This window comes from Caballeronia humi, assembly GCF_001544475.1.
GTDB lineage: Bacteria > Pseudomonadota > Gammaproteobacteria > Burkholderiales > Burkholderiaceae > Caballeronia > Caballeronia humi.
Map to the genome: position 1 here is coordinate 53,778 of NZ_FCNW02000017.1, position 24,971 is coordinate 78,748.

General features: G+C 62.7%; 20 protein-coding genes and 1 tRNA gene. 13 read left to right on the top strand and 8 right to left on the bottom strand.

All coding sequences use genetic code 11. The features are described from left to right. Nucleotides 1–26: 26 nt before the first annotated feature. Both AWB65_RS36970 and AWB65_RS17165 read left to right on the top strand, forming a co-directional pair. Complete coding sequence (locus tag AWB65_RS36970) at nucleotides 27–908, top strand: hypothetical protein (RefSeq protein ID WP_235007655.1); 882 nt, start codon at nucleotides 27–29, stop codon at nucleotides 906–908. Then, nucleotides 880–1,341, top strand: coding sequence for a DUF4279 domain-containing protein (locus tag AWB65_RS17165; protein WP_235007656.1), 462 nt, complete (start codon nucleotides 880–882; stop codon nucleotides 1,339–1,341). The genes AWB65_RS36970 and AWB65_RS17165 overlap by 29 nt, the downstream gene beginning before the upstream one ends. Before the next feature lie 72 nt (nucleotides 1,342–1,413). Here the strand turns inward: AWB65_RS17165 and mfd are convergent, their stop codons facing one another. Further along, nucleotides 1,414–4,890 carry a transcription-repair coupling factor gene (gene mfd, locus AWB65_RS17170; protein WP_087668300.1) on the bottom strand — a complete coding sequence of 1,159 codons (3,477 nt, stop codon included), beginning with the start codon at nucleotides 4,888–4,890 and terminating at the stop codon, nucleotides 1,414–1,416. 109 nt (nucleotides 4,891–4,999) lie between these two features. Between mfd and ispD the strand changes: the two genes are divergently transcribed. Further along, nucleotides 5,000–5,716, top strand: coding sequence for a 2-C-methyl-D-erythritol 4-phosphate cytidylyltransferase (ispD, locus tag AWB65_RS17175; RefSeq protein ID WP_087668301.1), 717 nt, complete (start codon nucleotides 5,000–5,002; stop codon nucleotides 5,714–5,716). Nucleotides 5,717–5,742: 26 nt separating this feature from the next. Continuing rightward, nucleotides 5,743–6,234, top strand: a complete 492-nt coding sequence (gene ispF, locus AWB65_RS17180) for a 2-C-methyl-D-erythritol 2,4-cyclodiphosphate synthase (protein ID WP_087668302.1) — start codon at nucleotides 5,743–5,745, stop codon at nucleotides 6,232–6,234. A 57-nt stretch (nucleotides 6,235–6,291) separates the two neighbouring features. Here ispF and AWB65_RS17185 read toward each other — a convergent pair whose 3' ends face one another. From AWB65_RS17185 to ompR, 4 genes are all read right to left on the bottom strand, one after another. Further along, on the bottom strand, nucleotides 6,292–6,816 hold the full coding sequence (locus AWB65_RS17185; RefSeq protein WP_087668303.1) for a carboxymuconolactone decarboxylase family protein: 525 nt from the start codon (nucleotides 6,814–6,816) through the stop codon (nucleotides 6,292–6,294). Nucleotides 6,817–6,921: 105 nt separating this feature from the next. Continuing rightward, on the bottom strand, nucleotides 6,922–7,470 hold the full coding sequence (locus AWB65_RS17190) for a peroxiredoxin (RefSeq protein WP_087668304.1): 549 nt from the start codon (nucleotides 7,468–7,470) through the stop codon (nucleotides 6,922–6,924). A 222-nt stretch (nucleotides 7,471–7,692) separates the two neighbouring features. After that, nucleotides 7,693–9,063 carry a two-component system sensor histidine kinase GluS gene (locus AWB65_RS17195; protein WP_087668305.1) on the bottom strand — a complete coding sequence of 457 codons (1,371 nt, stop codon included), beginning with the start codon at nucleotides 9,061–9,063 and terminating at the stop codon, nucleotides 7,693–7,695. Nucleotides 9,064–9,115: 52 nt separating this feature from the next. Beyond that, nucleotides 9,116–9,850, bottom strand: coding sequence for a two-component system response regulator GluR (gene ompR / locus AWB65_RS17200; RefSeq protein ID WP_374729747.1), 735 nt, complete (start codon nucleotides 9,848–9,850; stop codon nucleotides 9,116–9,118). A 240-nt stretch (nucleotides 9,851–10,090) separates the two neighbouring features. On the opposite strand from ompR, the gene AWB65_RS17205 reads away from it, so the two are divergent. Together AWB65_RS17205 and AWB65_RS17210 are read left to right on the top strand one after the other, a co-directional pair. Continuing rightward, nucleotides 10,091–10,486 (top strand): hypothetical protein, encoded by a 396-nt coding sequence (locus AWB65_RS17205; protein WP_087668306.1) that lies wholly within the window; start codon nucleotides 10,091–10,093, stop codon nucleotides 10,484–10,486. A 19-nt stretch (nucleotides 10,487–10,505) separates the two neighbouring features. Further along, on the top strand, nucleotides 10,506–11,510 hold the full coding sequence (locus AWB65_RS17210) for a DUF1501 domain-containing protein (RefSeq protein WP_087668307.1): 1,005 nt from the start codon (nucleotides 10,506–10,508) through the stop codon (nucleotides 11,508–11,510). Here the strand turns inward: AWB65_RS17210 and AWB65_RS17215 are convergent. Together AWB65_RS17215 and AWB65_RS17220 are read right to left on the bottom strand one after the other, a co-directional pair. Then, complete coding sequence (locus AWB65_RS17215) at nucleotides 11,491–12,327, bottom strand: squalene/phytoene synthase family protein (protein ID WP_087668355.1); 837 nt, start codon at nucleotides 12,325–12,327, stop codon at nucleotides 11,491–11,493. The genes AWB65_RS17210 and AWB65_RS17215 overlap by 20 nt on opposite strands. 107 nt (nucleotides 12,328–12,434) lie before the next feature. Continuing rightward, nucleotides 12,435–12,521 (bottom strand) — tRNA-Leu (locus tag AWB65_RS17220). Nucleotides 12,522–12,753: 232 nt separating this feature from the next. Between AWB65_RS17220 and AWB65_RS17225 the strand changes: the two genes are divergently transcribed. From AWB65_RS17225 to AWB65_RS17235, 3 genes are all read left to right on the top strand, one after another. Then, nucleotides 12,754–13,164, top strand: a complete 411-nt coding sequence (locus AWB65_RS17225) for a DUF2946 domain-containing protein (RefSeq protein WP_087668308.1) — start codon at nucleotides 12,754–12,756, stop codon at nucleotides 13,162–13,164. A gap of 95 nt (nucleotides 13,165–13,259) precedes the next feature. Beyond that, nucleotides 13,260–15,620 carry a TonB-dependent receptor gene (locus AWB65_RS17230; protein WP_087668309.1) on the top strand — a complete coding sequence of 787 codons (2,361 nt, stop codon included), beginning with the start codon at nucleotides 13,260–13,262 and terminating at the stop codon, nucleotides 15,618–15,620. A 36-nt stretch (nucleotides 15,621–15,656) separates the two neighbouring features. After that, complete coding sequence (locus AWB65_RS17235) at nucleotides 15,657–17,060, top strand: PepSY-associated TM helix domain-containing protein (protein ID WP_087668310.1); 1,404 nt, start codon at nucleotides 15,657–15,659, stop codon at nucleotides 17,058–17,060. A 53-nt stretch (nucleotides 17,061–17,113) separates the two neighbouring features. Here AWB65_RS17235 and AWB65_RS17240 read toward each other — a convergent pair whose 3' ends face one another. Further along, complete coding sequence (locus tag AWB65_RS17240; RefSeq protein ID WP_087668311.1) at nucleotides 17,114–18,259, bottom strand: glycerate kinase; 1,146 nt, start codon at nucleotides 18,257–18,259, stop codon at nucleotides 17,114–17,116. Between the two features lie 463 nt (nucleotides 18,260–18,722). Between AWB65_RS17240 and tig the strand changes: the two genes are divergently transcribed. From tig to lon, 4 genes are all read left to right on the top strand, one after another. Next, nucleotides 18,723–20,069, top strand: coding sequence for a trigger factor (gene tig / locus AWB65_RS17245; protein ID WP_087668312.1), 1,347 nt, complete (start codon nucleotides 18,723–18,725; stop codon nucleotides 20,067–20,069). Nucleotides 20,070–20,210: 141 nt separating this feature from the next. Continuing rightward, nucleotides 20,211–20,864: an ATP-dependent Clp endopeptidase proteolytic subunit ClpP gene (gene clpP, locus AWB65_RS17250; RefSeq protein WP_087668313.1), complete on the top strand. Its 654-nt coding sequence runs from the start codon at nucleotides 20,211–20,213 to the stop codon at nucleotides 20,862–20,864. A 160-nt stretch (nucleotides 20,865–21,024) separates the two neighbouring features. Next, nucleotides 21,025–22,296 (top strand): ATP-dependent Clp protease ATP-binding subunit ClpX, encoded by a 1,272-nt coding sequence (gene clpX, locus AWB65_RS17255; protein WP_087657529.1) that lies wholly within the window; start codon nucleotides 21,025–21,027, stop codon nucleotides 22,294–22,296. A gap of 188 nt (nucleotides 22,297–22,484) precedes the next feature. After that, the gene (gene lon / locus AWB65_RS17260; protein ID WP_087668314.1) at nucleotides 22,485–24,911 is read left to right on the top strand and encodes an endopeptidase La; all 2,427 of its coding nucleotides are present in this window, start codon (nucleotides 22,485–22,487) and stop codon (nucleotides 24,909–24,911) included. The last annotated feature ends 60 nt before the right edge of the window (nucleotides 24,912–24,971 follow it).

The window sequence follows — 24,971 nt, forward strand, 5'->3', positions numbered from 1 at the left end:
CGATCTCGACGACGGCCAGGCATGCGATGGCGATTGAACTGAAGACCGACGCGTGGCATCGGTACATGCTTTATCGAAGCAACGATGCGCGGCTGATGCCTTTCGCCTCGTGTGAAGAGAAGCAGGCGGCCACCGATGCGGGGAAGCGATTTACTTCTGAGGCTTTTGCGGACGTTTGGGCCAGAGACCTTGAGCTGGTCAAGCGGGTGCGGCTGTTTCTACGCGCGAACTTTCATTGGCACGAGCGGCTTGCCAATAGCGGGACCGATCTCGACGTCGTCGAGACGCTAATGGATATGGTGCGCGGCGGCAGCGTTCTGGTCGTGCCGGAGGATGCGCCGGTTAGTGCTGGCTTACCTGCCGCATCGCCGGCCGCATCGTCGTTTTGGGGCGTCGAGAACTACGATCCGCCGCGCTATGCGAGCGTGCAGGAGCAGTATCAGGCGCAGTTGGCCGACTGGGAAGCCAACGCGACGCCGTGGGAAGAAATCGAAGCAATGAACGACAGCATCAACGCGAAGTTCATGCACGCGGTTATGCGGGTGGAACCAACCCGTTTATTGCCGCTGTTCGAACGTGCCGGATGGATCAGCAAGTATGGTCTGCCTGATCCGTCGAAGTGGGCCGAGGAGGGTGCGGTGTCGACGCCGCTCGGTGATGCGCTGCCGTTCGAGTACGGTGAAGAAGCGCTGGGCGGTGAAGTCGAGGAACTGGCGGCTTCGACGAGAAGCCCGCGTTTTGCCGCAAAGATGCTCGGGTACGATCAGCATACGTTCAGCGCGATGTTGCACGAGTTCAAACCTGAGAACGGCTTGCGCCCGTCGGATAACGTCATTTTTTTCGATGACGGGAGTGTCGAGTTCAACGGAAAACTTATCGATGACAACATGCACAACTATGCACCCTGACCTGTCAGCTTCGCTTCCGCCCGATTGGCCGCTCGCTCACGCGACATTCATTCTTGCTGGTGACGATGTTTCGCCAGAATTCTGGACCAACTATTTCGGCGTGACGCCTGACCGCGTCATGACGAAAGGGGAAACGTTTCTCTATCCATCGGGCAAGCGTAGCGAACGGGTGGCTGGGCGTGGCTTTTGGGCAGTAAAGAGCGAGGTCAAAGTGCGGAGTGATCAGTTGGAACCGCATTTGCGTTTTCTGATGAGCCATCTCGGTTTGCCTCGTGGGGACCTGCACGACCTGGTCCGTGGCGACGGAATCAATATGTCCGTGTGGTGCTACTGGTTCAACGAATCCGGCGACCGAATCCCCGATATCCCGGACGATATCCGTGAACTGATGGAATCGATGGGGGGCACAATCGAAATCGACGAATACCGATAAACGCCCGCATTCCCCGCAAAAAAACCGACGATCCCACCGTCGGCTCTTCGCCAAAACCAGACGCGCAAAACCCTACCGCGCCACCGGCGCCGCCTGCCTGACAGGCGCTCCCAGCGCCCTTAGCGTCTCCTTCACCGTCGCGATCCGCACCGACAAATCCGGACTACGCGTCTCGATCCGCAGCTTGTCCTGCCCCGCGAGCTTGATGTGCTTGTGCTTCTGGACCATCTCGATGATCTTCATCGCATCGACGGGCGGGTTCGGGATGAACTGCAGTCCGATGACCGCCTCAGCCGCATCGATCTTCACGATGCCGAGCGGCTTCGCCGCAAGCCGCAGCCGATGCGTCTCCACCAGCGCATGCGCTTGCGGCGGCAGCTTGCCGAAGCGATCGACCAATTCTTCGAGAATCCCGTCGACGGCATCGCTCGATTCGCAGTTCGCGAGCCGCTTGTAGAGCGACAGGCGCTCCTGCACGTCGCCGCAGTAATCCGCGGGCAGAATGGCCGGCGCGTGCAGATTGATCTCGGTCGTCGCCGCAAGCGGCGCGTTCAGATCGGGCTCGCGGCCTTCCTTCAACGCCCTCACGGCATCGTTGAGCATATCGGTGTAAAGCTGAAAACCGATCTCGTGAATCTCGCCCGACTGCTTGTCACCGAGCACTTCGCCCGTGCCGCGAATTTCGAGATCGTGCATCGCGAGATAGAAGCCCGAACCGAGTTCCTCCATTTGCTGGATCGCTTCGAGCCGCCGTTGCGCCTGCTTCGTCAGCACCGCCGGATCGTGCACGAGCAGATACGCGTACGCCTGATGATGCGAGCGCCCGACACGCCCGCGCAACTGATGCAACTGCGCGAGCCCGAACTTGTCCGCGCGATGCAAGAGGATCGTGTTCGCGCTCGGCACGTCGATGCCGGTCTCGATGATCGTCGTGCACAGCAGCACGTTCGCGCGCTGCCCGACGAAATCGCGCATCACGCGCTCGAGTTCCCGCTCGTGCATCTGCCCGTGCGCGACTGCAATCCGCGCCTCGGGCACGAGCGCTTCGAGCATCGCGCGGCGATTCTCGATTGTCTCGACTTCGTTGTGCAGGAAATAAACTTGTCCGCCGCGTTTGAGTTCGCGCAGCATCGCCTCGCGGATCACGCCGTCTTCCTCGCGGCGGACGAACGTCTTGATCGCGAGGCGCTTCTGCGGCGCGGTTGCTATCACGGAGAAGTCGCGCAGGCCTTCCAGCGCCATGCCGAGCGTGCGCGGAATCGGCGTGGCGGTGAGTGTGAGCACGTCGACTTCCGCGCGCAGCGACTTCAACGCCTCCTTCTGCCGCACGCCGAAGCGATGCTCCTCGTCGATGATGACGAGCCCGAGCCGCTTGAACTGGACATCGGACGACAGCAGCTTGTGCGTGCCGATCACGATATCGATCGTGCCTTCGTTGATCGCCGCAATCGACGCCGCCACTTCCTTCGTGCTCTTGAAGCGCGACAGTTCCGCGATGCGCACCGGCCAGTCGGCGAAGCGGTCGGTGAAGGTCTGCGTGTGCTGCTCGGCGAGGAGCGTCGTCGGCGAGAGGATCGCGACCTGCTTGCCCGCCATCACCGCGATGAACGCCGCGCGCAACGCGACTTCCGTCTTGCCGAAGCCGACGTCGCCGCACACGAGGCGGTCCATCGGCTTGCCGCTCGTCATGTCGCCGATCACGGCGGTGATCGCAGCGGCCTGATCGGGCGTTTCCTCGAAGCCGAAGCTCTCCGCGAACTTCGTGTAGTCGCGCGGTTCGAGCTTGAACGCGTAGCCCGAGCGCGCGGCGCGGCGTGCGTACAAGTTGAGCAGTTCGGCCGCGGTATCGCGGATCTGCTGCGCCGCCTTGCGCTTCGCCTTGTCCCACTGGCCGGAGCCGAGCGCATGCAGCGGCGCGCTTTCAGGGTCGGCGCCGCTGTAGCGCGAAATGACGTGCAACTGCGCGACCGGCACGTAGAGCTTGCTTTCGTTCTGATATTCGAGATGCAGGAACTCGGTTTCGCCCTCACCGAGATCCATCGACACGAGCCCCATGTAGCGCCCGATGCCGTGCTGCGTATGCACGACTGGATCGCCGATCTTCAGCTCGGACAGGTCGCGCACCATCGAATCGACGTTGCTCGCCTGTTCCTGGCGACGCCGTCCGGCGCGGCGCGCGAGCGGGCCGTACAACTCCGTCTCGGTGATGATCGCGAGTTGCTCGCCCGGCAGCGCGAAGCCGTTCGCGAGCGGCGCGACGCCGAGCGAGAACTTCGCGTCGCCGGCGAGCCATTGCTGGAGCGTATCGTCGAGCGCGGTGCGCAGACCGTTTTCAGCGAGCAGTTGCTGGATCGTCTCGCGCCGTCCCGCCGATTCCGCGACGAACAGCACGCGGTTCGGCGTCTGCTCGAGATAGTGGCGCAGCGCGAGGAGCGGCTCGTCGGCGTGACGGTCGATCGCGAGACCCGGCAGCGGCACCGCCCAGCCGCCTTCGGGCGAGGGCGGCAGCTTCAGTTGCGCGAAGGGCTTGGCGAAGGCGAAGAAATCGTCGTCGGTGAGAAAGAGGCGCTTCGGCTCCAGAAGCGGCCGCTCGCGGTCGTGCGAGAGGAAGTTGTAGCGCTGCCGGGTGTCGTTGGTGAAGCGCTTGATCGACGCATCCATGTCGCCGACGAACACCAGTTGCGCGCCTTCGGGCAGGTAGTGAAAGAGCGTCGCGGTTTCATCGAAGAAAAGCGGCAGGTAGTACTCGATCCCCGCCGACGGCACGCCGTTGCCGATGTCCTTGTAGATCGACGAGCGGCTCGGATCACCCTCGAACACTTCGCGCCAGCGGCTGCGAAAGGCGGTGCGGGCGGCTTCATCGAAGGGGAATTCGCGGCCGGGCAAAAGGCGCACGTCGCGCACGGGGTAGAGGCTGCGCTGCGTGTCGGGATCGAATGCGCGGATCGAATCGACCTGATCGTCGAACAAGTCGATCCGGTATGGCAAGGGCGAGCCCATCGGAAAGAGATCGAGCAGCGACCCGCGCACGCAGTATTCGCCCGGCCGCACGACCTGACTCACGTGCTCGTAGCCCGCGAGCGTCAGTTGCGCCTTGAGTTTCGCCTCGTTCAGCCGCTCGCCCTGCGTGAAGGAAAACGTGTAGGCGGCCAGAAACGACGCGGGCGGCATGCGGTAGAGCGCGGTCGTCGCAGGGACGAGCAGGATGTCGCAGCGGCCTTCGCCGAGATCGTGCAGCGTCGCCAGCCGTTCGGAGACGAGATCCTGATGCGGCGAAAATGTGTCGTACGGCAGCGTTTCCCAGTCGGGCAGCAGGCGCACGCGGGCGTCCGGCGCGAAGTAGGGGATCTCGACAGCGAGGCGCTGTGCATCGACGGCGCTCGCGCAGAGCACCGTCAGGAGCGGAACCTCGGCGCGGTACGCGAGGTGGTAGCGCGCGATGGCGAGGGCGTCCGAGGAGCCGGTGGCGCCGTCGAAGACGAAGCGCTGGCCCGCCTTGACGAGTGCGATGGGAGACGTGGACTGCGATGTAACGGCTTTTGAAGACATAGGGTGTGCGGGGAACCGTCCGTACGCGAAAGTGCGCGGGTCCGGCGTGGTCGCGAGGGACCTATTATAAAATCCGGGCTTCACTTTGACTTGGCAACATTTCCCACTCGTGACTTCCCGCCTGTTTGCCCTGATTCCGTGCGCCGGCACCGGCAGCCGCTCGGGCGCGCCGATGCCGAAGCAATACCAGACAGTCGGCGCCCGCCCGATGCTGAGTTATACGCTTGCCGCGTTCGATGCGTGTTCCGAATTTTCGCAGACGCTCGTCGTCCTCGCTCCCGACGACAGTCATTTCGACGCCCGACGCTTCGCCGGCCTGCGTTTCGCCGTCAAACGCTGCGGCGGGGCGACGCGCCAGGCGTCGGTGTACAACGGGCTGAACGCGCTCGTCGAATTTGGCGCGAAAGACCACGACTGGGTGCTCGTCCACGACGCCGCGCGCCCCGGCATCACGCCGGAAATGATCCGCCAGCTCATCGGCGAACTGAAGGACGACGCGGTCGGCGGCATTCTGGCGCTGCCCGTCGCGGATACGCTGAAGCGCATCGAAGCCGAAGGCACGGCGCACGAGGAAGGGCGCATTGCGCGCACGGAATCGCGCAATGGCTTGTGGCAGGCGCAGACGCCGCAGATGTTCCGGCTTGGCATGCTGCGTGACGCGATCCAGCGCGCGCGCCAGGACGGCCACGATCTCACCGACGAAGCGAGCGCCATCGAATGGCTCGGACACGCGCCGAGACTCGTTCAGGGGAGTCTGCGGAACTTCAAGGTCACCTATCCCGAAGATTTCGCGCTTGCGGGCGCGATGCTCGGCGCCGCGTCTTAAATCTCCACCAAAACAAGGTCTTATCGATGGATTTCAGAATCGGACAGGGTTACGACGTTCACCAGCTCGTTGAAGGCCGCGCGCTCATCATCGGCGGCGTGACGATTCCTTACGAACGCGGCCTGCTCGGCCATTCAGACGCCGACGTGCTGCTGCACGCCATCACCGATGCGTTGTTCGGCGCCGCGTCGATGGGCGACATCGGCCGCCATTTCCCCGATACCGCGAAGGAATTCGCCGGCGCCGACAGCCGCATGCTGCTGCGCGAGGCGTTCAAACGCGTATCGGAGGCGGGTTTTGCGATTGCGAACGTCGATTCGACCGTGATCGCGCAGGCGCCGAAGCTTGCACCGCATATCGACGGCATGCGCGCGAACATCGCGGCCGATCTCGAATTGCCGCTCGATCGTGTGAACGTGAAGGCGAAAACCAACGAGAAGCTCGGCTATCTCGGCCGGGGCGAGGGCATCGAGGCGCAGGCGGCGGTGCTGCTGCGACGAACCTCGATCGATCACTGAAAACACAAACGCCACGTCAAAAACGTGGCGTTTTGCTTTACCGAGGGCGAAAGGCGCTTATTTCCCTTCAGCTTCGATCGCGAGCGCAGCGGCATTGATGACCGCCGCGATACGCCCGACGTCGCGCAATTGTGTCGTGCTCATGCCTTCCGCGACGAGGTTTTCGTAGTGCGACTTCACGCAGAAGTGGCACTTGCCGATGATCGACGCTGCGAGCGCGTACATCTCAAACCGCCGCTTGTCGACGCCGCCGTGCGACGCATACGCGTTCATGCGCAGGCCGGCCGGCTGGGTCTTGAGGTCGGCGTTATCGGCCATCTCCAGATACGGATACCACACGTTGTTCATGCCCATGAGCGCGGCGGCGGTCAGCGCGGCGTTCGTTTCTTCCGGCGACAGCACGCCCGCCGAGCGGATCGTCGTGACGATCTTCGTCGCCTTCGCGGCATAGGCCGCGGCGAGCGCGACGCCGACCGCGTCAGTACCCTGAAGCGACGAGCGCGCGATCGTGCCATCGACATTCAGGCGGATGTCTTTTGCGTAATCAGGAATGAGTTCTTTAATCGAAGACAGGAATTCCATTGATTTCTCCTATTCGAATGCCGATAAAAAAGCCCGCCGGCTCAAGTGAACATCAAGCATAGCGGGCTCTGGCGTTCAGCCATCGCGGATGGCTGCGCGGCGCTCTTACAGCGTCGAGCCGCCGACAGCGCGGTTGCACGGGCAGAGTTCGTCCGTTTGCAGGCCGTCAAGAATACGCAGCACTTCTTCCGGGTTACGGCCGACGTTCAGGTTGTTCACCGAAACGTGCTGAATGACGTTGTCCGGATCGACGATGAACGTAGCGCGCAGCGCAACGCCGGCTTCCTTGTCGCGCACGCCGAGCTGGTCGATGAGTTCACCCTTCACGTCGCCGAATGCGTAGTGGTTGAGCTTGCTCAGGTCCTTGTGCTCACGGCGCCATGCGAGCTTGACGAACTCGTTGTCGACGCTGCCGCCGAGCAAAACCGCGTCGCGGTCAGCGAAGTCGTTTGCCAGCTTGCCGAACTCGACGATTTCCGTCGGGCACACAAAGGTGAAGTCCTTCGGGTAGAAATAGATGATCTTCCACTTGCCCGGGAACGATTGCTCAGTCACTTCTTCGAACGCCGACTGGCCGTTTTCTTCGTGATGGTTGAAACCCGGCTTTGCAGCGGTAACGGTAAACGCTTCGACTTTATCGCCCACGGTCTTCATATGACTACTCCTGTATTCGTTGGAAGGACAAATCAAACTGACAGATCATCAAGCTAACAGATCGCCGTAACGCCGGCATGACAGCCGCTTTTGCAGCGAGCGCTTCCGGCATCAAACGACCTTCATCATAACTCTATTAAGTTATATTTTCAATAGATTATAACTAACACTACGGATAGTTTTTCCCGAAGAGTCCAATAGTTTTTGCCGCCGATTGGTGCATCAGTCGCGCTGGCTGTCGAACTTCGGGACCTTGACGACGGGGAAATCGATCGTCACTTCGAATCCCGGGCCGGGTACGCGATTGCGCAGGCGCAGCGTCCCGCGCTGACGCGTCACGAGCCGCTGCACGATCGCCATGCCGAGGCCGGTGCCGTTCGCCTGCGTGCGCGCCGTGTCGACGCGATAGAACGGCCGCGTGATCAGCGCGATCTGGTCGTCGGGGATACCGCAGCCTTCGTCCGTCACCGTCAGCTCGACGCGGCCGTGCGTCACGTGCGTTTCGAGCGTGATGCGCGCGATGTCGTCGTATTCGCTGCGGCCGTACTTGCGCGCGTTTTCGAGCAGATTGCCGACGACGCGCCGCGCATCTGTCGGATCGCCTTCGATCATCGCGCCTTGCGCCAGCTCCGTCCGCATCACGACGCCTTCGTCCGCATGAAAGCGCGCGGCGAGTTCGCCAGCGATCATCGACAGATCGACGGTTTCGGGCATGCGCTGCATCGGCCGGGCGTAGTCGAGGAAGCGGCCGATGATCATGTCCATCTGCTCGATATCGTCGATCATCGCGAGCTTGGTCGTTTCGTCCGACGGGCTCATCTCCGTTTCGAGCCGCAAGCGCGCGAGCGGCGTGCGCAGATCGTGCGAAATGCCGGCGAGCATCAACGCGCGGTCCGCTTCGAGCTGTTCGAGGTCCTGCACCATCTGGTTGAAACTTCGATTGGTTTCGGCCGCGACGCCCATCCCGCGCTCGGGCAGCGGATCGGGCGCCTGTCCCGAGCCGACCTTGCGCGCGGCGAGGGCGAGCCGTGCGAACGGCCGGTTCACGAGGCTCGTGATGAACGCCGCGCCGAACAGCGACAGCGCGAGCGCGAACACGCCCCAGCCGGCCCACTGCAGGCCAGTGACGGTGTCGAGCTGATCGCGATCGAGGGCGACCCAGTAATCGTCGTCGTCGATCTTGAAGCTGATCCACACGCCGGGGATATCGTTCACCGATTGCGCGATGATCGTTTCGTTGCCGAGACGCCCGCGCACGTCGCGCTCGATCAGCCGGTTGAGCGACTCGTCGGGCTGGAGGCGATATTTATCGGTGGTCTCGCGCGGATACACGCGCACGCCTTCATTGCTCTCCAGGTCCTGCAGCAATGCGCGGCGCAGATCGGGATCGGAATAAAGGAGGGCGGTGCGGGTGAGTTTGACGACCGCGACAAGCTGCAGCGCCACGCGCTGCGCGCGCGGCTCCCGTTCGATCACTCGAAAGCTCTGGAACCATGCGGCGAGGCTGACCGCGATCAAGAGCGCGATCAGCGCAAAAGTCCGCCAGAACAGGCCGCCGAACGCGAGCGTCAGTAGCCGCCTGTCGATGCGCATGGGTCTTTCGGGTCCTGCTCGGATGAGGGCGGGAAGCCTGGTTCGGGACGCCTCACGCGGCGCCGTCGGGGATGAAGACGTATCCCAGGCCCCACACGGTCTGGATGAAGCGCGGGCTGCTCGGGTCCGGCTCGATCAGCTTGCGCAGTCGAGAAATCTGCACGTCGAGACTGCGGTCGAACACTTCGTATTCGCGGCCGCGTGCGAGTTCCATCAGCTTTTCGCGCGAGAGCGGCTGACGCGGATGGCGGGCGAACACCTTCAGCACCGAAAATTCACCGGTGGTCAGCGGAATTTCCTGACTGTTCTTCGTGAGCGTGCGCGTGGCGAGGTTCAACGCGAACTCGCCGAACTCGAACACTTCGGTAGTTTCGGACGGCGCGCCCGGCAGTTCGGACGGCGATTGGCGGCGCAGCACCGCGTGAATGCGCGCGACGAGTTCGCGCGGATTGAACGGTTTCGGCAGATAGTCGTCTGCGCCCATTTCCAGACCGACGATGCGATCGACGTCCTCGCCTTTCGCCGTGAGCATGATGATCGGCGTGCGGTCGTTGCTGCCGCGCAGACGCCGGCAGATCGACAAGCCGTCTTCCCCGGGAAGCATGAGGTCGAGCACGAGGAGGTCGAAGCGCTCACGCACCCAGAGCTTGTTCATCGCCGGCGCGTTTTCCGCGACGTAGACGTTGAAGCCCTGTTCGCCGAGATAGCGGCGAAGGAGGTCGCGCAGACGCGGATCGTCGTCGACTACGAGTATTTTTGAAGGATTTTTGGTTTCCATGAGCGGCATCTTAGCGCGATTAGAAAGGGGTCGAGTTTGTAACAATTCCAGTGTAACAGTTGGTTACAAAATTTACGGAGGCCGTGGCACGCCGTAAAGCTTCTGTGCGTACACTCCTTTACCTAAGCCCGTCATTCGGTAGATACTTCATTAGACCAACGCTTGGCGTCTGCACCGTAAACACTGGCTGTGCGTGCAGCGCTGAAGAGAAATGAGACTGTCCGGTTGTCGAGCAACGAAGGGAACAATATGAAGGGAGCGCGTCAGCGCGGACCTGTGCGCCCCGAGCGCATTTTCAAGAAGACGCTACTCGCTAGCGCGCTTTACGCCGTACTGACCACATCTCCCGTCTTCGCACAGTCGTCGTGGCCTTCGAGCCGCGATCCGGCTGCGTTTGACCGTCCCGTGAACACGTTGTCCAATCGCTTCGACGGGCGCATCGTCCGGGCGCAGCAGCGCACCGGCAAGAACCAGGCTGGCAATCACGATTCGAACGCGAACAAGCCGCCGACCATCCAGCAGATTCAGAGCCAGCAGAACGATCCGCCCGCGCGGCCGCCTCGTCATGCCGTCATGACCGCCGATGAGCGCCGGCTTCTGCGACAGCACATCGAGGAAGCGGTGCGCGATCTGTACAAGCGTTGAGCTTGCGACGCGTTTCGCGATGAACCGACGCCAGTTCCTGTCCACGAGTGGCGCGCTGCTCTGTCTGCCCGGCGTGGGTTTCGCTGCGACGAAGTCAGGCGGCGCACCGAAGACGCTGATCCTCGTCGAACTGAAGGGCGGCAACGACGGCCTGAACACGGTCGTCCCGTTCTCCGATCCCGCTTATCGCGCGCTGCGTCCGACGATCGGTATCGCGCGCGATAAGGTACTGCAACTCGACGAGCGCACCGGCCTTCATCCCGCGACCGCGCCCCTCTTGCCGCTCTGGCGCGACGGTGAACTGGCGGTGGTGCAGGGCGTTGGCTATGCGCAACCGAACCTGTCGCATTTCCGCTCGATGGAGATCTGGGACACCGCGTCGCGCTCCGATCAATACCTGCGCGACGGCTGGCTAGCGCGTGCGCTCGGCCGCGCGCGCAATGCCGATGCGGTCGCGATCGGCAGCTTTGAAGCGGGGCCGTTTGCGAGTGCATCAGGGTCGCGGTTCGTCGATAGCCTGGCGGTCAAGACTTCAGGCGCGTTCGAAGCATCGATCAACCATCTCGCGAATAATCCCTTGCGGCGCGAGCTCACCGTCCTGCGTCTCACGCTCAACGGCTTCGATACGCATCAGAACCAGCCGGCGCGGCACGCGGCGTTGCTGGCGGAACTATCGGAGGGGTTCGTAACGATGCGTCGCGCGCTCACCGAACTCGGACGCTGGGACGAGACACTTGTCGTGACCTATTCGGAGTTCGGCCGGCGCGCCCGCGAGAATCAGTCGGGCGGCACGGAGCATGGCACTGCGGCCCCGCTTTTCGTAGCGGGTGGCCGCGTGCGCGGTGGCCTCTATGGCGCGCCGCCTAAGCTTGCGCGCCTGGACGGCAACGGCAATCTGCCGATAGCCGTCGATTTCCGGCAGATCTACGCGACCGTGCTGGGATCGTGGCTCGATCTCGATGCCGCGTCCATCCTGCAGCAACGCTTCGATCCCTTGCCGCTCATCAACGCGTACGCCACGTGATCCACAACTTGCGGATCGGCGTGAGCGCGATGCGCTGATGCAACACCTGAAACTTCTCGCGCTCGATCTCGTCGAGCGATGCCAGCGCCAGCGCCGCTTGCGCGCGCAAGAGCCGCTGTCCGGCGCGCTCATCGGACGGGATCGCGGCGAGCGCGTCGTTCAGCGCTTTCCTCGTCTGTTCGACCTGAAAGCGCATCAGTGCGGTGAAACCATCGCTGTATCTGCGGTTGATCAGGTCGGCGGCCGTAACGTTGAAGCGCTGCAACTCATCGATCGGGATGTAGATGCGCCCGTGTCGCGCGTCGTCGCCGAGTTCCAGCAGGCGCTCCGCCAGCATCAGCGCCGAGCCGAGCGGCGCGGCCCACTTCGCGGCCTGCTCGGGCGAACGCGCCGTGATGCGCGCCGCCGCTACGGCGAACGCGCCGCCCGTCTGATCGAGATAGCGCCGCAGACCCGGCCAGTCGAGATAGCGCGCCTGATCGAGGTCCATGCCGAAGCCGTCGACGAGCGTATCGAGTGAAGCCCGCAGCGGTTCATCGAGCGCGTTTTTTTTAGCCGAATGCGCCTGTAACGCCTTCGTCACCGGATGCGACGGCTCGCCGTTGAAAAGACTCGCCAGCTCCTTTTGCCACCACGCGTGCTTCGTGCGCCCGATGGTCGGATCGCTCGTTTGCTTGACGGTCTCTTCCAGCTCGCGTCGCAGCGCGAAGAGCGCGGTCAGGAGCGGCTGGCTCGCGGCCGGCGCTCGGCGCAGCGCGTAGTAGGTGCTGGAGCCATCGGGGGCGGCCTTTTGCTGGCAGTAGTCGTCGGAATTCACTGGGGTCTGCGTGAGGCGCGTCTTGTGATCGTAAGAAACTGCGGCGTAAGTAAAAAAAGCCATTGAACGTCAATGGCTTTTTTCTGCTGCATCTACAACGTGGGTGATGGTGCGAGGAAGGGGACTCGAACCCCTACACCATTGCTGGCGTCAGGACCTAAACCTGGTGCGTCTACCAATTTCGCCATCCTCGCCGCCTGATCCGCTTTGTCAGGCTCGTGCAGGCGCTCGATACAGTTCGAAAACAACCGGATGAAGCGTGCGCCCGCCGCGCCAAGCCCAAGATTCTAACCGATTCGAAAACCGATGTCTCCATGCTGAAAGGCGCGGTGACCGGCCATGCTGCCTATCACTTTTGCACGATTGCGCCATGCTTGCGTCCTCCCTACAATTCCTGTCTCGATAATCGTTACCGGCACGCGTTTCATGACCCGCACATCGCGCAATCGCATCGTTGCATGGCTCGGCATTGCCGCCATGTGGCTTGCCATTGTCGCGCCGGTCGTGAGCCAGACGATCGCGGCGCGTGTCTCCGTTGGCGATACTGAAATCCTCTGTTCGGTCGATTCGCTCGAATCGGTCGAAGCGCATCATCATCACGAAGCGCAGGCTGAAGCATCGAGTGGCGCCTCGCACCACGCCTCCGCCGCCGATCACTTCGAAGCCTGTTCCTACTGCGGCCTGCTTGCGCATAACCTGCCGCTCTTGCCGGGCGTTTCGCCGGCCGTGGCGCGCGTCGAGCGTGTCGTGCGCGTCGCGCGGGTCGAGCGCGTTTCGGCCGTCTACGCCAAGTCCTTCAATGCCGCGCGTCCGCGCGCGCCGCCCGTCGTTTCCTGAAGCCCGTCATTCGTCTCGACCGTTTGCCTATCCGCGTGCGTGAAAGCGCGTTCGCGTCCGGCCCGGTCACGCGTTAACACCTTCAGGATTCTTCGATGCTCGACTTGTTCAAGCGAGCGCGGCAGCCGTCCGGCTGCCGCGCCGCCGTGCGTTCCCGCGCGTACCTTCCGATCGCGTGGCTACCGCTTTCGCTGATGACGCAAGCGGCCTACGCCATTCCCGAAACGCCGCCGGCGCAAGAAGACTCAAACAGCGCCGCATCGCTGGCTCCGGTGGTGATAACGGCGCAGGCCTCGCGCCCGACGCTCGACCCGAATCTCCCCGCGAGCGTGGCCACGATCACCGCCGACCAGTTCGAGAACTGGAACGTCGTCACGCCCGAAGACGTGCTTAAGTACGCGCCGAACATGGCGGTGCGCAAGCGCTTCATCGGCGACTTGAATTCAACGATCGCCGTGCGCGGCACGAGCAACTCGCAGACGGCGCGCGGCCTCGTCTACGCCGACGGGTTGCTCCTCAGCAACTTCCTCGGCAACACCTTCACGTTCGCACCGCGCTGGTCGATGGTCTTCGCCGACGCCATCGACAAAGTCGACGTCGTCTACGGCCCGTACTCCGCGCTGTATCCGGGCAACTCGATCGGCGCGACCGTTGCGATCACGACGCGCATGCCCACGCACTTCGAGGCTGACGCGAAAGTGCAGGGTTTCACGCAGCATTTCGATCTGTTCGGCGTGAACCGCAGCTTCAACGGCACGAACACGACCGCGACGATCGGCGACAAGATTGGCAACCTGTCGTATCTGATCGGCGTCGATCATCTGGAGAACACGAGCCAGCCGCTGCAATTCGCGACGTTCCCCCAATCGACGACGCCCGCCAAAACCACCGACCGGCCCGTCACCGGCGCGTACTTCTACAACGACCAGACGAACGCGCGAACCGCTGTGCTCGGTGTGTCGAACGAGGGCCTCCTGCGCACCTTCCAGGACCAGTTCCGGGTGAAGCTTGCCTACGACATCACGCCGACGCTGCAAGCGGGCTTCACGCTCGGCTACTGGCACCAGAAGTACAACAGCGACACGCAGACCTTCCTGCGCGACGCGGCTGGCAATCCCGTGTACAGCGGGTTCGTGAACATCGGCGGATTCGAATACAACGTGCCGGCGGCGACTTTCGCGCCGAGCCAGGGATCGAGCGAAAACTTCCTTTACGGGCTGTCGCTTCGCACGCGCAACGCGACCGGCTGGAACGCGGAAGCCATCGCGTCGTACTTCGACATCACGCAGAGCATCGCGCGCACCGCCAGTTCCGGTGTGCCGGGTGACGGTCCGGGCACGATCACCTACGGCGACGGCGCGGGCTGGAAATCGCTCGACCTGCGCACGACCTGGACGCCGCCGACCGCCGACGCGGGTCTCGCCGCGCACTGGCTGTCGTTCGGCTACCACTACGACAACTATTTCCTCGACAACGAGACCTACACGACGACCGCCTGGCGCGATGGCGGCAACGCGGCGTTCGCGAACGCGTTCGGCGGCCGGACACAGACGCAGGCCGCCTACGCGCAGGACTCGTGGCGTTTCCTGCCGCGCTGGCGCTTCACCTACGGCGCGCGCTACGAGAACTGGAACGCGTACGACGGCACGCGTTCTCTCGGCTCGACGTCGGTCGGCTATGGCGACGCGAGCGAGAGCCACTGGTCGCCGAAAGCGTCGCTATCGTTCGATGTCACGCCGAGCCTGCTGTTGCGCGCATCGATCGGGCGGGCGTACCGCTTTCCGACCGTCGGCGAACTGTTTCAGGGGCAGATTACGGGCACCTCGATCGTGAACAACAATCCGAACCTGAAGCCCGAAAACGATCTGTCGAAGGAACTCACGGCCGAATGGCAGCACGGCGACGGCGTGTATCGCTTCACGCTGTTCCAGGACGACGTGAAGAACACGATCTTCAGCCAGACCAACACGACCGTCATCCCGAACGTCACGAACTTCCAGAATATCGACAAGGTGCGCTCGCGCGGCTTCGAGACGGCGTACGAAGGCCAGAACGTGCTGTTGCGCGGGCTCGACCTCGCAGCGAGCGTCGCATACACGCAGTCGAAGATTCTCGCGAACAGCAGCAATCCGGCGTCGGTGGGGAAGTATTTTTACCGCATTCCACTGTGGCGGGCGAACGTCGTCGCGACTTATCGCGCAACGGAGAAGGCGGCCGTGACGCTCGCCGCGCGCTATTCGGGCCGCCAGTACAACACGCTCACCAACATCGACACCAATCCGAACACGTACGGCGGCACGAGTACGTACGCGGTCATGGACGCGAAGTTCACGTACCGGCCGACGAAAAAGAGCGAGATCGGCATCGGTGTCGACAATCTCTTCGACCATCGCTACTACGTGTTCCACCCGTATGCGGGCCGGACGTTCTACCTGGAAGGGCGCATCGGCATCTGAGGCCGTTCGTATCCAACTCATCGGGAACATCAAGACATGGACGCATCCGTCATCAATCAAGCCGCGTCGGTCGGTGAATCGGCCAGCCACCATCGCACGCTCTGGCGCTGGCATTTCTACGCGGGCCTTTTCGTGATGCCGCTTCTGATCGTGCTCGCGATCACCGGCACGCTTTATTGCTTTCAGCCGCAGATCGAGCCGCTGATTTATCGCGACCGGATGGTCGTCGAGCCGCAGGCCGCGCCGCGTCTGAGCGCGCAGATACTGCTCGCGAAGGCCGCCGCTAGCGAGCCGCGCGATGCCGTGCCGACTACGGCGCAGATCAGCACCGATCCGCGGCGCAGCAGCGAATTCGTGTTCCGCTTGCCGTCCGGCGAAAACGAGAGCGTGTTCGTCGATCCGTACACGGGCGCGGTGCTCGGGACGCTCAGCGTCGAGCACCGGCTGATGAAGCAGATCCGCGAATTGCATCGCGGGTTGATGCTCGGCAAGACCGGCGAACTCGCGATGGAGCTCGCGGGCTGCTGGACGCTCGTGATGATCGGCACGGGCATCGCGCTCTGGTGGCCGAAGGCGAAGCAGAAGGGCGGCATGTGGGCGCCACGTCTCGCGCTGCGCGGACGGGCGTGGTGGCGCGATCTGCATGCCGTCGGCGGGATCTGGCTCGCGATCGGCGCGGTGTTTTTCGTGCTGAGCGGCTTACCCTGGTCGGGGTCGTGGGGTAAACAGTTCAAGGCGCTCGCGACGTCGGCGCAACTCGGTTATCCGAAAGGCGCGTGGGGCGATGCACACGTGCGTTCGGCGAAGCCCGCCGCCGGGGAACACGCGATGCACGGCATGAGAATGGACGACTTGCCGCTGCAGCAGACGCCCTGGGCGGTCGGCTTGACGCCCGTGCCCGGCGCGGCCACCCACGATGCGCAAGCGGCGCGCATCCCGCTCGACGCGGTGATTGCGCTCGCGGCATCGCAAGGCGTGACCGACGGCTACAGCATCGCGCTCCCCAAGACGACGGAGGGCGTGTACACGGTGTCCTATTTTCCCGCCGATCCGAAAGCCGAACGCACGCTTCACGTCGATCAATACAGCGGCAAGCTTCTGACCGACATCGCCTACGACGACTACGGGCGCGTCGCGCAGTGGATTTCGTACGGCACGTCGCTGCATATGGGGCGCTATTTCGGGCTCGCGAACCAGATCGTCTGCGCGATGATCTCGCTCGGGCTCGCGGCGATGGCTGTTACCGGCTTTGTCATGTGGTGGAAGCGCCGGCCGCAGCGGGCGCTCGGCGCGCCGGCGCGTCCCGCGCGGCGGGCGCCGATGCGGGCTTGGCGCAGCGGGCTCGCGATGCTCGGCGTCGTGTTCCCCCTGATGGGGCTGACGATGCTCGTCGTGTGGGTGTCGGACCGGCTGGTGTTCGGGCGGTCGACGCGGAGTTGAATCGTCAGGTTTGCAAGCGGCATTCGCGTTTTGAGCGCGAATGCCCGGCACGCCTACCGCGATCCAAACTTCAATCGCGTCAACTGCTCCGCTTCATTCTCAAGCAACGTTCCAGCGTCCCGAATCGCAACTTCCAGCGTGATTGGCCCCGGCGCCGGCGAAAAGCAGCCGCTGAAGAACTCCGACAACCGCGGCAGCGCTTTCGGGTCGATCCCGCCCGACAGGAGCGACGCCTCGACGCCCGCCGCCCGCGCATGTTTGCACGCGATGAACGGCGCCTTGCCATGCAGCGTCTGCACGTCCGAGCGGCCCTCGCCTGTGATCAGCCAACTCGCGCCCTCCAGCGCCGCGTCGAGCCCGATTTTCCGCGCGACGACTTCCGCGCCCGGCTCGAAGCTCGCACCGAGCATGTGCAGCGCGAAACCAAGGCCTCCTGCCGCGCCCGCGCCCGCGTTGTCGCGCGCGGTGCGTCCGAGCGCCGGTTCGAGCACGTCGGCGAAACGGGCGAGAGCGGCGTCGATTTCCTTGACCTGCTCAGGCGCGACGCCTTTCTGCGGCCCGAAGACCGCAGTCGCGCCGTGCTCGCCGTTGAGCGGATTATCGACGTCCGACATCCCGATGAACTCGGCGTCCTTCACACGCGGATCAAGCCCCGAAACGTCGATGCGCGCAACCCGCGACAGCGCCGACGGAACTGGCTCCAGTTCGTTGCCGTCCGCGTCGAAGAGTTTCAGCCCGAGGCCGACGAGCAGCCCCGCGCCGCCATCGTTCGTGCTGCTGCCGCCGAGCGCGACGTAAAAGCGCCGCGCGCCGAGATCGAGCAGCGCGCGAATCGCCTCGCCCATGCCCCGCGTGTCGCGCTCAGTGACGGGCACGGCCATGCCGTCCGGATCGGTGATGCCGACGACTTCCGCCGTCTCGATAATCGCGCTGCCGTCGCCAAGCAGACCCGTGGCCGCTTCGCGCCGGGCGCTCGCCGCGCCGCGCACGTTGAGCATGCGGCGCTCGCCGCCGGCGGCGAGCATCGCGTCGAGCGTGCCTTCGCCGCCGTCGGCCATCGGGCAGATGCGCACGGCGGCGTCGGCGCGGGCCCGCCGCACGCCGGTCGCGATGGCGTTCGCTACTTGTTCAGCGCTGAGCGAGCCTTTGAAGGAATCGGGAGCGATGACGACGACAGGGGCGGACATGGCGTTTGACATGGTGTCTCGTGTATTGGAATGGATTGAAATCGCGCGCCCGGTGCCCATCTATGCACTCGATGCATGCCGGAAATGCCTTCAGGCTATGCGCGAGAGGGAATTCCGAGACCCGCGCCGGCAAGCTTAGCAGCGTGTCGCGCCACGCAAAATAGCCTGGCCCCGATAGCCGGCATTGTGCGCGACGTTTTGCGTCTCAGAAACGCGGAATAACGCGAAATCGGGGCGAAAAAACGCTAAATCGCGCGCCCGGCGGCTGAATCGCGTGGGCGTATCAAATTGTTTGCTAAAATGTCGGGCTCTGTTGACTCGCAAACGCGTCAGCGGCGGCCCGGACACCGAAGCACACGGCGCGCAAGCGCTCCCGGTGCGGGCGTCGGAGGCGGCGCGCTGCGAGGCCGCCACAGACCCAGACATCCGAACCGAATACTCGAATCTACTCGAATTACTTAGGACGATAGAAGCCATGGCTAACGTTGAAAATCTCGGCAAGCTCGAACGCCGCGTGACCATTTCCCTGCCGAAGGACACCGTGCAGAAGGAAGTGGATTCGCGTATCCGCCAGTTGGCGAAGAACGTGCGCATGCCGGGTTTCCGCCCGGGCAAGGTGCCGCTCAAGATGGTCACGCAACAGTATCAGGGCCAGGTCGAAGCCGAAGTGCTGAGCGACAAGGTCGGCAAGGAATTCTTCGACGTCACGCGCGCCGAGAACCTGCGCGTCGCAGGCCAGCCGAGCTTCGCGCCGAAGGGTGAGGAAGCCCCGGCCGACGCCTACGCGTTCGACGCCACCTTCGAGGTCTATCCGGAAGTGAAGCTGGGCGATGTCGCGACGGCTGAAATCGAGCGCACGGTCACGAGCATCTCGGAAGCCGAAATCGACCGCACGCTCGAAATCCTGCGCAAGCAGCGCGTGCACTACCACGCACGCGGCGAAGGCGGCGAGCACGGCGACGGCGGCGAAGACACGGCAGCGAAAGACACCGACCGCGTGACGATGGATTTCGTCGGCAAGATCGACGGTGAAGTGTTCCAGGGCGGCAGCGCCGAAGACTTCTCGTTCGTGCTGGGCGAAGGCCGCATGCTGCCGGAATTCGAAGCAGCGGCGCTGGGCCTGAAGGTCGGCGAATCGCGCGAATTCGACCTCAAGTTCCCGGACGACTATCACGGCAAGGACGTAGCCGGCAAGACGGCGCAATTCACGATCACGATGAAGAAGATCGAGTGGCCGCATCTGCCGGAAATCGACGGCGAATTCGCGAAGTCGCTCGGTATCGCCGACGGCGACATTTCGAAGATGCGCGCTGAGATCAAGGACAACCTTGAGCGTGAAGCGAAGCGTCGCACGCAACAGATCGTGAAGAATCAGGTGATGGACGCGCTCCTCAAGATCTCTGAACTCGACGTGCCGAAGGCGCTGATCGAGCAGGATCAGGAACGCCTCGTCGAAATGGCGCGGCAGGACCTGCAGCAACGCGGCGTCCCGAACGCAGCAGATGCGCCTATCCCGGCCGAAATGTTCGCCGAGCAGGCCGAGCGCCGCGTGAAGCTGGGTCTGGTGCTTGCCGAACTGGTCAAGGCCAACGAGTTGCAGGCAAAACCTGAACAGATCCGCGCGGAAGTCGACGAGTTCGCGAAAAGCTACGAAGACCCGAAGGAAGTCGTCCGCTGGTATTATTCGAATCAGCAACGCCTTTCCGAAATGGAAGCGTACGTCGTTGAAAGCAACGTCGTTGACTTCGTGCTCGGCAAGGCCAAGGTGACCGACAAGGAAGTCAGCTTCGAGGAACTGGCGAGCGCAACGGCGCAAGCCTGAAGCAGCGTCCAAGGGGCGTGCGGGTCGTCGGCGTGACGACCCGCACGCCTTTTTTGCATTAAAGTTTGTGCGGGCGGATGCCGTTCTAATGTTGAATGTTCCAAAGTCGTTCAGTATCCCTATTCCGAACAAGGAAATTGCATGACCTTTCGCGCTCAATTGCTCGACACGTTAGCTTCAAATGCACCGCGGGATTTCGAAGTCCAGGCGCTCGGCCTCGTTCCGATGGTCGTGGAAACGAGTGGCCGCGGCGAACGTGCCTATGACATCTATTCGCGCCTGCTGAAGGAGCGCGTGGTGTTTCTCGTCGGCGAAGTGAACGACCAGACGGCGAATCTCGTCGTCGCGCAGTTGCTGTTCCTCGAAAGCGAGAACCCCGACAAGGACATCAGCCTGTACATCAACAGCCCGGGCGGTTCAGTCTCCGCCGGCATGGCGATCTACGACACGATGCAGTTCGTGAAGCCCGACGTCGCCACGCTGTGCATGGGTCTTGCTGCAAGCATGGGCGCGTTCCTGCTGGCCGCGGGTGCGAAAGGCAAGCGCGTCGCGCTGCCGAACGCGCGCGTGATGATTCACCAGCCGCTCGGCGGCGCACGCGGCCAGGCATCGGACATCGAGATTCAGGCGCGCGAAATCCTGTACTTGAAGGAACGCCTGAACCAGTTGCTGTCGCATCACACGGGTCAGCCGGTCGAACGCATTGCGCGCGACACCGACCGCGACAACTTCATGTCCGGCGACGACGCACAGGCGTACGGTCTCGTCGACCAGGTTCTTCACAAGCGTCCCTGATCGAGTGACGCAGCGCCGGCATCCTGAACGGGAGGCCGGCCCGCCCTGAGAGCGCCTGCGGCAGCACGCCGAAGACCTTTCATTCGACGCGCAGGCCGTTTCTGCGTGGGAAGATCGAAGGGCGTATTATGTAATCGAGTGTCCGGAGGCTTACACATCTATGGCGGACAAAAAAGGTTCAAACAGCGAGAAGCTGTTGTATTGCTCGTTTTGCGGCAAGAGCCAGCATGAGGTCAAGAAACTCATTGCTGGCCCGTCGGTGTTCATCTGCGATGAATGTATCGATTTGTGCAACGAGATCATTCGCGACGAAGCAGCCGGCGCGGCGGAAGAAGCGGGGCTGACCAAGTCCGACCTGCCGAGCCCGCAGGAAATCAGCGATATTCTTAATCAGTACGTGATCGGCCAGGAACGCGCGAAGAAGATTCTCGCGGTGGCCGTGTACAACCATTACAAGCGTCTCAAGCACCTCGACAAGAAAGACGAGATCGAGCTGTCGAAGAGCAACATTCTTTTGATCGGACCCACGGGTTCGGGCAAGACACTGCTCGCGCAAACGCTTGCACGCATGCTGAACGTCCCGTTCGTCATCGCCGATGCGACGACGCTGACGGAAGCCGGCTATGTCGGTGAGGACGTCGAGAACATCATTCAGAAGCTGTTGCAGAACTGCAACTACGAAGTCGACAAAGCGCAGCGCGGCATCGTCTATATCGACGAAATCGACAAGATCAGCCGCAAGTCGGATAACCCGTCCATCACGCGCGACGTGTCGGGCGAGGGCGTCCAGCAGGCACTTCTGAAACTGATCGAAGGCACGATGGCGTCGGTGCCGCCGCAGGGTGGCCGCAAGCATCCGAATCAGGATTTCATCCAAGTCGATACGACCAACATCCTTTTCGTCTGCGGCGGCGCTTTCGACGGCCTCGAAAAAGTCATTACCGATCGCACGGAAAAGACCGGCATCGGCTTCGGCGCGAGCGTGAAGAGCAAGCTGGAGCGCGACGCGGGCGAAGTGCTGCGCGACGTCGAGCCGGAAGACCTGATCAAGTTCGGTTTGATTCCCGAGCTGATCGGCCGTCTGCCGGTCGTGGCGACGCTCGGCAAGCTCGACGAAACCGCGCTGGTCAAGATTCTGATCGAACCGAAGAACGCGCTCGTGAAGCAGTATCACAAGCTCTTCAACATGGAGCGCGTCGAACTGGAAATCCGTCCGGCGGCGCTGCAGGCCATCGCACAGAAGGCGATTCGACGAAAAACCGGCGCGCGCGGCCTGCGCTCGATTCTGGAACAGGCGTTGCTCGACGTGATGTACGAATTGCCGACGATGAAGGGCGTGAGCAAGGTCATCGTCGACGACAACACGATCGACGGCGACGGCAAGCCGCTCCTCATCTACGAAGATGCGCCGAAGGTAGCGGGCTCGAACTGATTTGGGCTGTGTGTCGGCGAAAGGCCGTTCATGGCAACGTGAACGGCTTTTTGTTTATTTTTCGGATATCTTGTGAACGTTACTGACGCGATTTTTTCGAACTGAACTTTTCCCACATGCGTAGGCTTGTATTTGTTGTCCGCAGGCCTTACTTACGAACGAACTGATTCCACTACTGGGGAAATGAAATGTCAGGAACCCAACTCCTTCCGCAGGAACGCATTACGCTCCCGCTGCTCCCGCTGCGCGACGTAGTCGTTTTCCCGCATATGGTGATTCCGCTCTTCGTTGGGCGGCCCAAATCGATCAAGGCCCTCGAAGCCGCGATGGAAGGCGGCAAGCACATCATGCTCGTCGCCCAGAAAACGGCGGCGAAGGACGAGCCGACCGAAAAGGACATGTATGAAGTAGGGTGTATCGCCAACATCCTGCAAATGCTGAAGCTGCCCGACGGTACCGTGAAGGTGCTGGTCGAAGGCTTGCAGCGCGCGAAAACGCTCTCCATCGAAGAGCAGGAAACGCAATTCTCGTGCGACGTGATGCCGCTCGAACCCGACCACGCCGACAGCGCTGAAACCGAAGCACTGCGCCGCGCGATCGTGTCGCAGTTCGATCAGTACGTGAAGCTCAATAAGAAGATTCCGCCGGAGATCCTGACGTCGCTGTCGGGTATCGACGAAGCGGGTCGTCTCGCTGACACCATCGCCGCGCATCTGCCGCTCAAGCTTGACCAGAAGCAGCATATCCTCGAAATGTTCCCGGTCATCGAGCGTCTTGAGCATCTGCTCGCGCAGCTCGAAGCCGAAATCGACATCCTGCAGGTCGAAAAACGCATCCGTGGCCGCGTGAAGCGCCAGATGGAGAAGAGCCAGCGCGAGTACTACCTGAACGAGCAGGTCAAGGCGATCCAGAAGGAACTGGGCGAAGGCGAAGAAGGTGCGGATCTCGAGGAGCTCGAGAAACGCATCACCGCCGCGCGCATGCCGAAGGAAGCCAAGAAGAAGGCCGACGCCGAGCTGAAGAAGCTCAAGCTGATGTCGCCGATGTCGGCGGAAGCAACCGTCGTGCGCAACTACATCGATACGCTGATCGGCCTGCCGTGGCGCAAGAAGAGCAAGGTCAACAACGACCTCTCAAATGCTGAGCGCGTGCTCGATGAAGATCACTTCGGCCTCGAAAAGGTCAAGGAACGGATTCTCGAATATCTCGCGGTCCAGCAGCGCGTCGAGAAGGTGAAGGCGCCGATCCTGTGTCTCGTCGGGCCTCCGGGCGTCGGCAAGACCTCGCTCGGGCAGTCGATCGCGCGCGCCACGAATCGTAAGTTCGTGCGCATGGCGCTCGGCGGCGTGCACGACGAGTCCGAGATTCGCGGCCACCGTCGGACGTACATCGGTTCGATGCCGGGCAAGATCCTGCAAAGCCTCGCGAAAGTCGGCGTGCGCAATCCGCTCTTCCTGCTCGACGAAGTCGACAAGATGGGTATGGATTTCCGCGGCGATCCGGCATCGGCGTTGCTCGAAGTGCTCGATCCCGAACAGAACCATACGTTCGCCGATCACTACATCGAAGTCGATTTCGATCTGTCGGATGTGATGTTCGTGGCGACGTCGAACTCGCTGAACATTCCGCCGCCGTTGCTCGACCGGATGGAAGTGATTCGCCTCTCGGGCTACACCGAGGACGAAAAAGTCAGCATCGCCGAGCGTTATCTGCTGCCGAAGCAAAAGCGCAACAACGGCCTGAAAGACGGCGAAGTCGATGTGACCGAGCAGGCGATCCGCGACATCATTCGTTACTACACGCGTGAAGCCGGCGTGCGTTCGCTCGAGCGCGAAATCTCGAAGATTTGCCGCAAGGTGGTGAAGATGCTGCTGCTGAAGAAGGCGGCGGGCGCGGTGACGGTAGACGGTACCAATCTCGACACGTTCCTCGGCGTGCGCAAGTACGACTTCGGTCTGGCCGCGAAGGAGAATCAGGTCGGTCAGGTCACGGGTCTCGCTTGGACAGAAGTCGGCGGCGATTTGCTGACGATCGAAGCAGCATCGATGCCTGGCAAGGGTGCCGTGATCCGCACCGGTTCGCTCGGCGACGTGATGAAGGAGTCGGTCGAAGCGGCGCGCTCGGTGGTTCGCTCGCGTTCGCGGCGTCTCGGCGTAGCGGACGAAGCGTTCGAGAAGAAGGACATCCACATCCACGTGCCCGAAGGCGCGACGCCGAAGGACGGTCCGTCCGCCGGTATCGCGATGACGACGGCGCTGGTGTCGGTCCTGACCGGTATTCCGGTGCGTGCCGATGTCGCGATGACGGGCGAAATCACGCTGCGCGGCGAGGTGCTGCCGATCGGCGGGCTGAAGGAGAAGCTGCTGGCAGCGCATCGCGGCGGCATCAAGCTCGTGCTGATCCCGGAAGAGAACACGAAGGATCTGACCGACATTCCGGACAACGTGAAGAACTCGATCGAGATCATCCCGGTTCGCTGGATCGACAAGGTCCTCGAACTCGCGCTCGAACGCGTGCCCGAGGCATTGCCGGAAGATGAAGCGAAGCCGGCGCCGGTCGCCGCGGCTGAAGCGCAGAAGGATTCGCCTGCAGCGGGTGAGTTCGTGAAGCACTGAAGGCCAACGACGCGCGACAGATGTCGCGTTGAGAGCGCTAAAGAGACCCGCGGGCGAAAT

Bases quoted from the DNA above. Each gene is read 5' to 3' on its own strand.
- AWB65_RS36970 (WP_235007655.1), top strand. From the start codon at position 27: ATGGCGATTGAACTGAAGACCGACGCGTGGCATCGGTACATGCTTTAT.
- AWB65_RS17165 (WP_235007656.1), top strand. From the start codon at position 880: ATGACAACATGCACAACTATGCACCCTGACCTGTCAGCTTCGCTTCCG.
- mfd (WP_087668300.1), bottom strand. From the start codon at position 4,890: ATGTCTTCAAAAGCCGTTACATCGCAGTCCACGTCTCCCATCGCACTC.
- ispF (WP_087668302.1), top strand. From the start codon at position 5,743: ATGGATTTCAGAATCGGACAGGGTTACGACGTTCACCAGCTCGTTGAA.
- AWB65_RS17185 (WP_087668303.1), bottom strand. From the start codon at position 6,816: ATGGAATTCCTGTCTTCGATTAAAGAACTCATTCCTGATTACGCAAAA.
- AWB65_RS17190 (WP_087668304.1), bottom strand. From the start codon at position 7,470: ATGAAGACCGTGGGCGATAAAGTCGAAGCGTTTACCGTTACCGCTGCA.
- AWB65_RS17195 (WP_087668305.1), bottom strand. From the start codon at position 9,063: ATGCGCATCGACAGGCGGCTACTGACGCTCGCGTTCGGCGGCCTGTTC.
- ompR (WP_374729747.1), bottom strand. From the start codon at position 9,850: ATGCCGCTCATGGAAACCAAAAATCCTTCAAAAATACTCGTAGTCGAC.
- AWB65_RS17205 (WP_087668306.1), top strand. From the start codon at position 10,091: ATGAAGGGAGCGCGTCAGCGCGGACCTGTGCGCCCCGAGCGCATTTTC.
- AWB65_RS17210 (WP_087668307.1), top strand. From the start codon at position 10,506: ATGAACCGACGCCAGTTCCTGTCCACGAGTGGCGCGCTGCTCTGTCTG.
- AWB65_RS17225 (WP_087668308.1), top strand. From the start codon at position 12,754: ATGACCCGCACATCGCGCAATCGCATCGTTGCATGGCTCGGCATTGCC.
- AWB65_RS17230 (WP_087668309.1), top strand. From the start codon at position 13,260: ATGCTCGACTTGTTCAAGCGAGCGCGGCAGCCGTCCGGCTGCCGCGCC.
- AWB65_RS17235 (WP_087668310.1), top strand. From the start codon at position 15,657: ATGGACGCATCCGTCATCAATCAAGCCGCGTCGGTCGGTGAATCGGCC.
- AWB65_RS17240 (WP_087668311.1), bottom strand. From the start codon at position 18,259: ATGTCAAACGCCATGTCCGCCCCTGTCGTCGTCATCGCTCCCGATTCC.
- tig (WP_087668312.1), top strand. From the start codon at position 18,723: ATGGCTAACGTTGAAAATCTCGGCAAGCTCGAACGCCGCGTGACCATT.
- clpP (WP_087668313.1), top strand. From the start codon at position 20,211: ATGACCTTTCGCGCTCAATTGCTCGACACGTTAGCTTCAAATGCACCG.
- clpX (WP_087657529.1), top strand. From the start codon at position 21,025: ATGGCGGACAAAAAAGGTTCAAACAGCGAGAAGCTGTTGTATTGCTCG.
- lon (WP_087668314.1), top strand. From the start codon at position 22,485: ATGTCAGGAACCCAACTCCTTCCGCAGGAACGCATTACGCTCCCGCTG.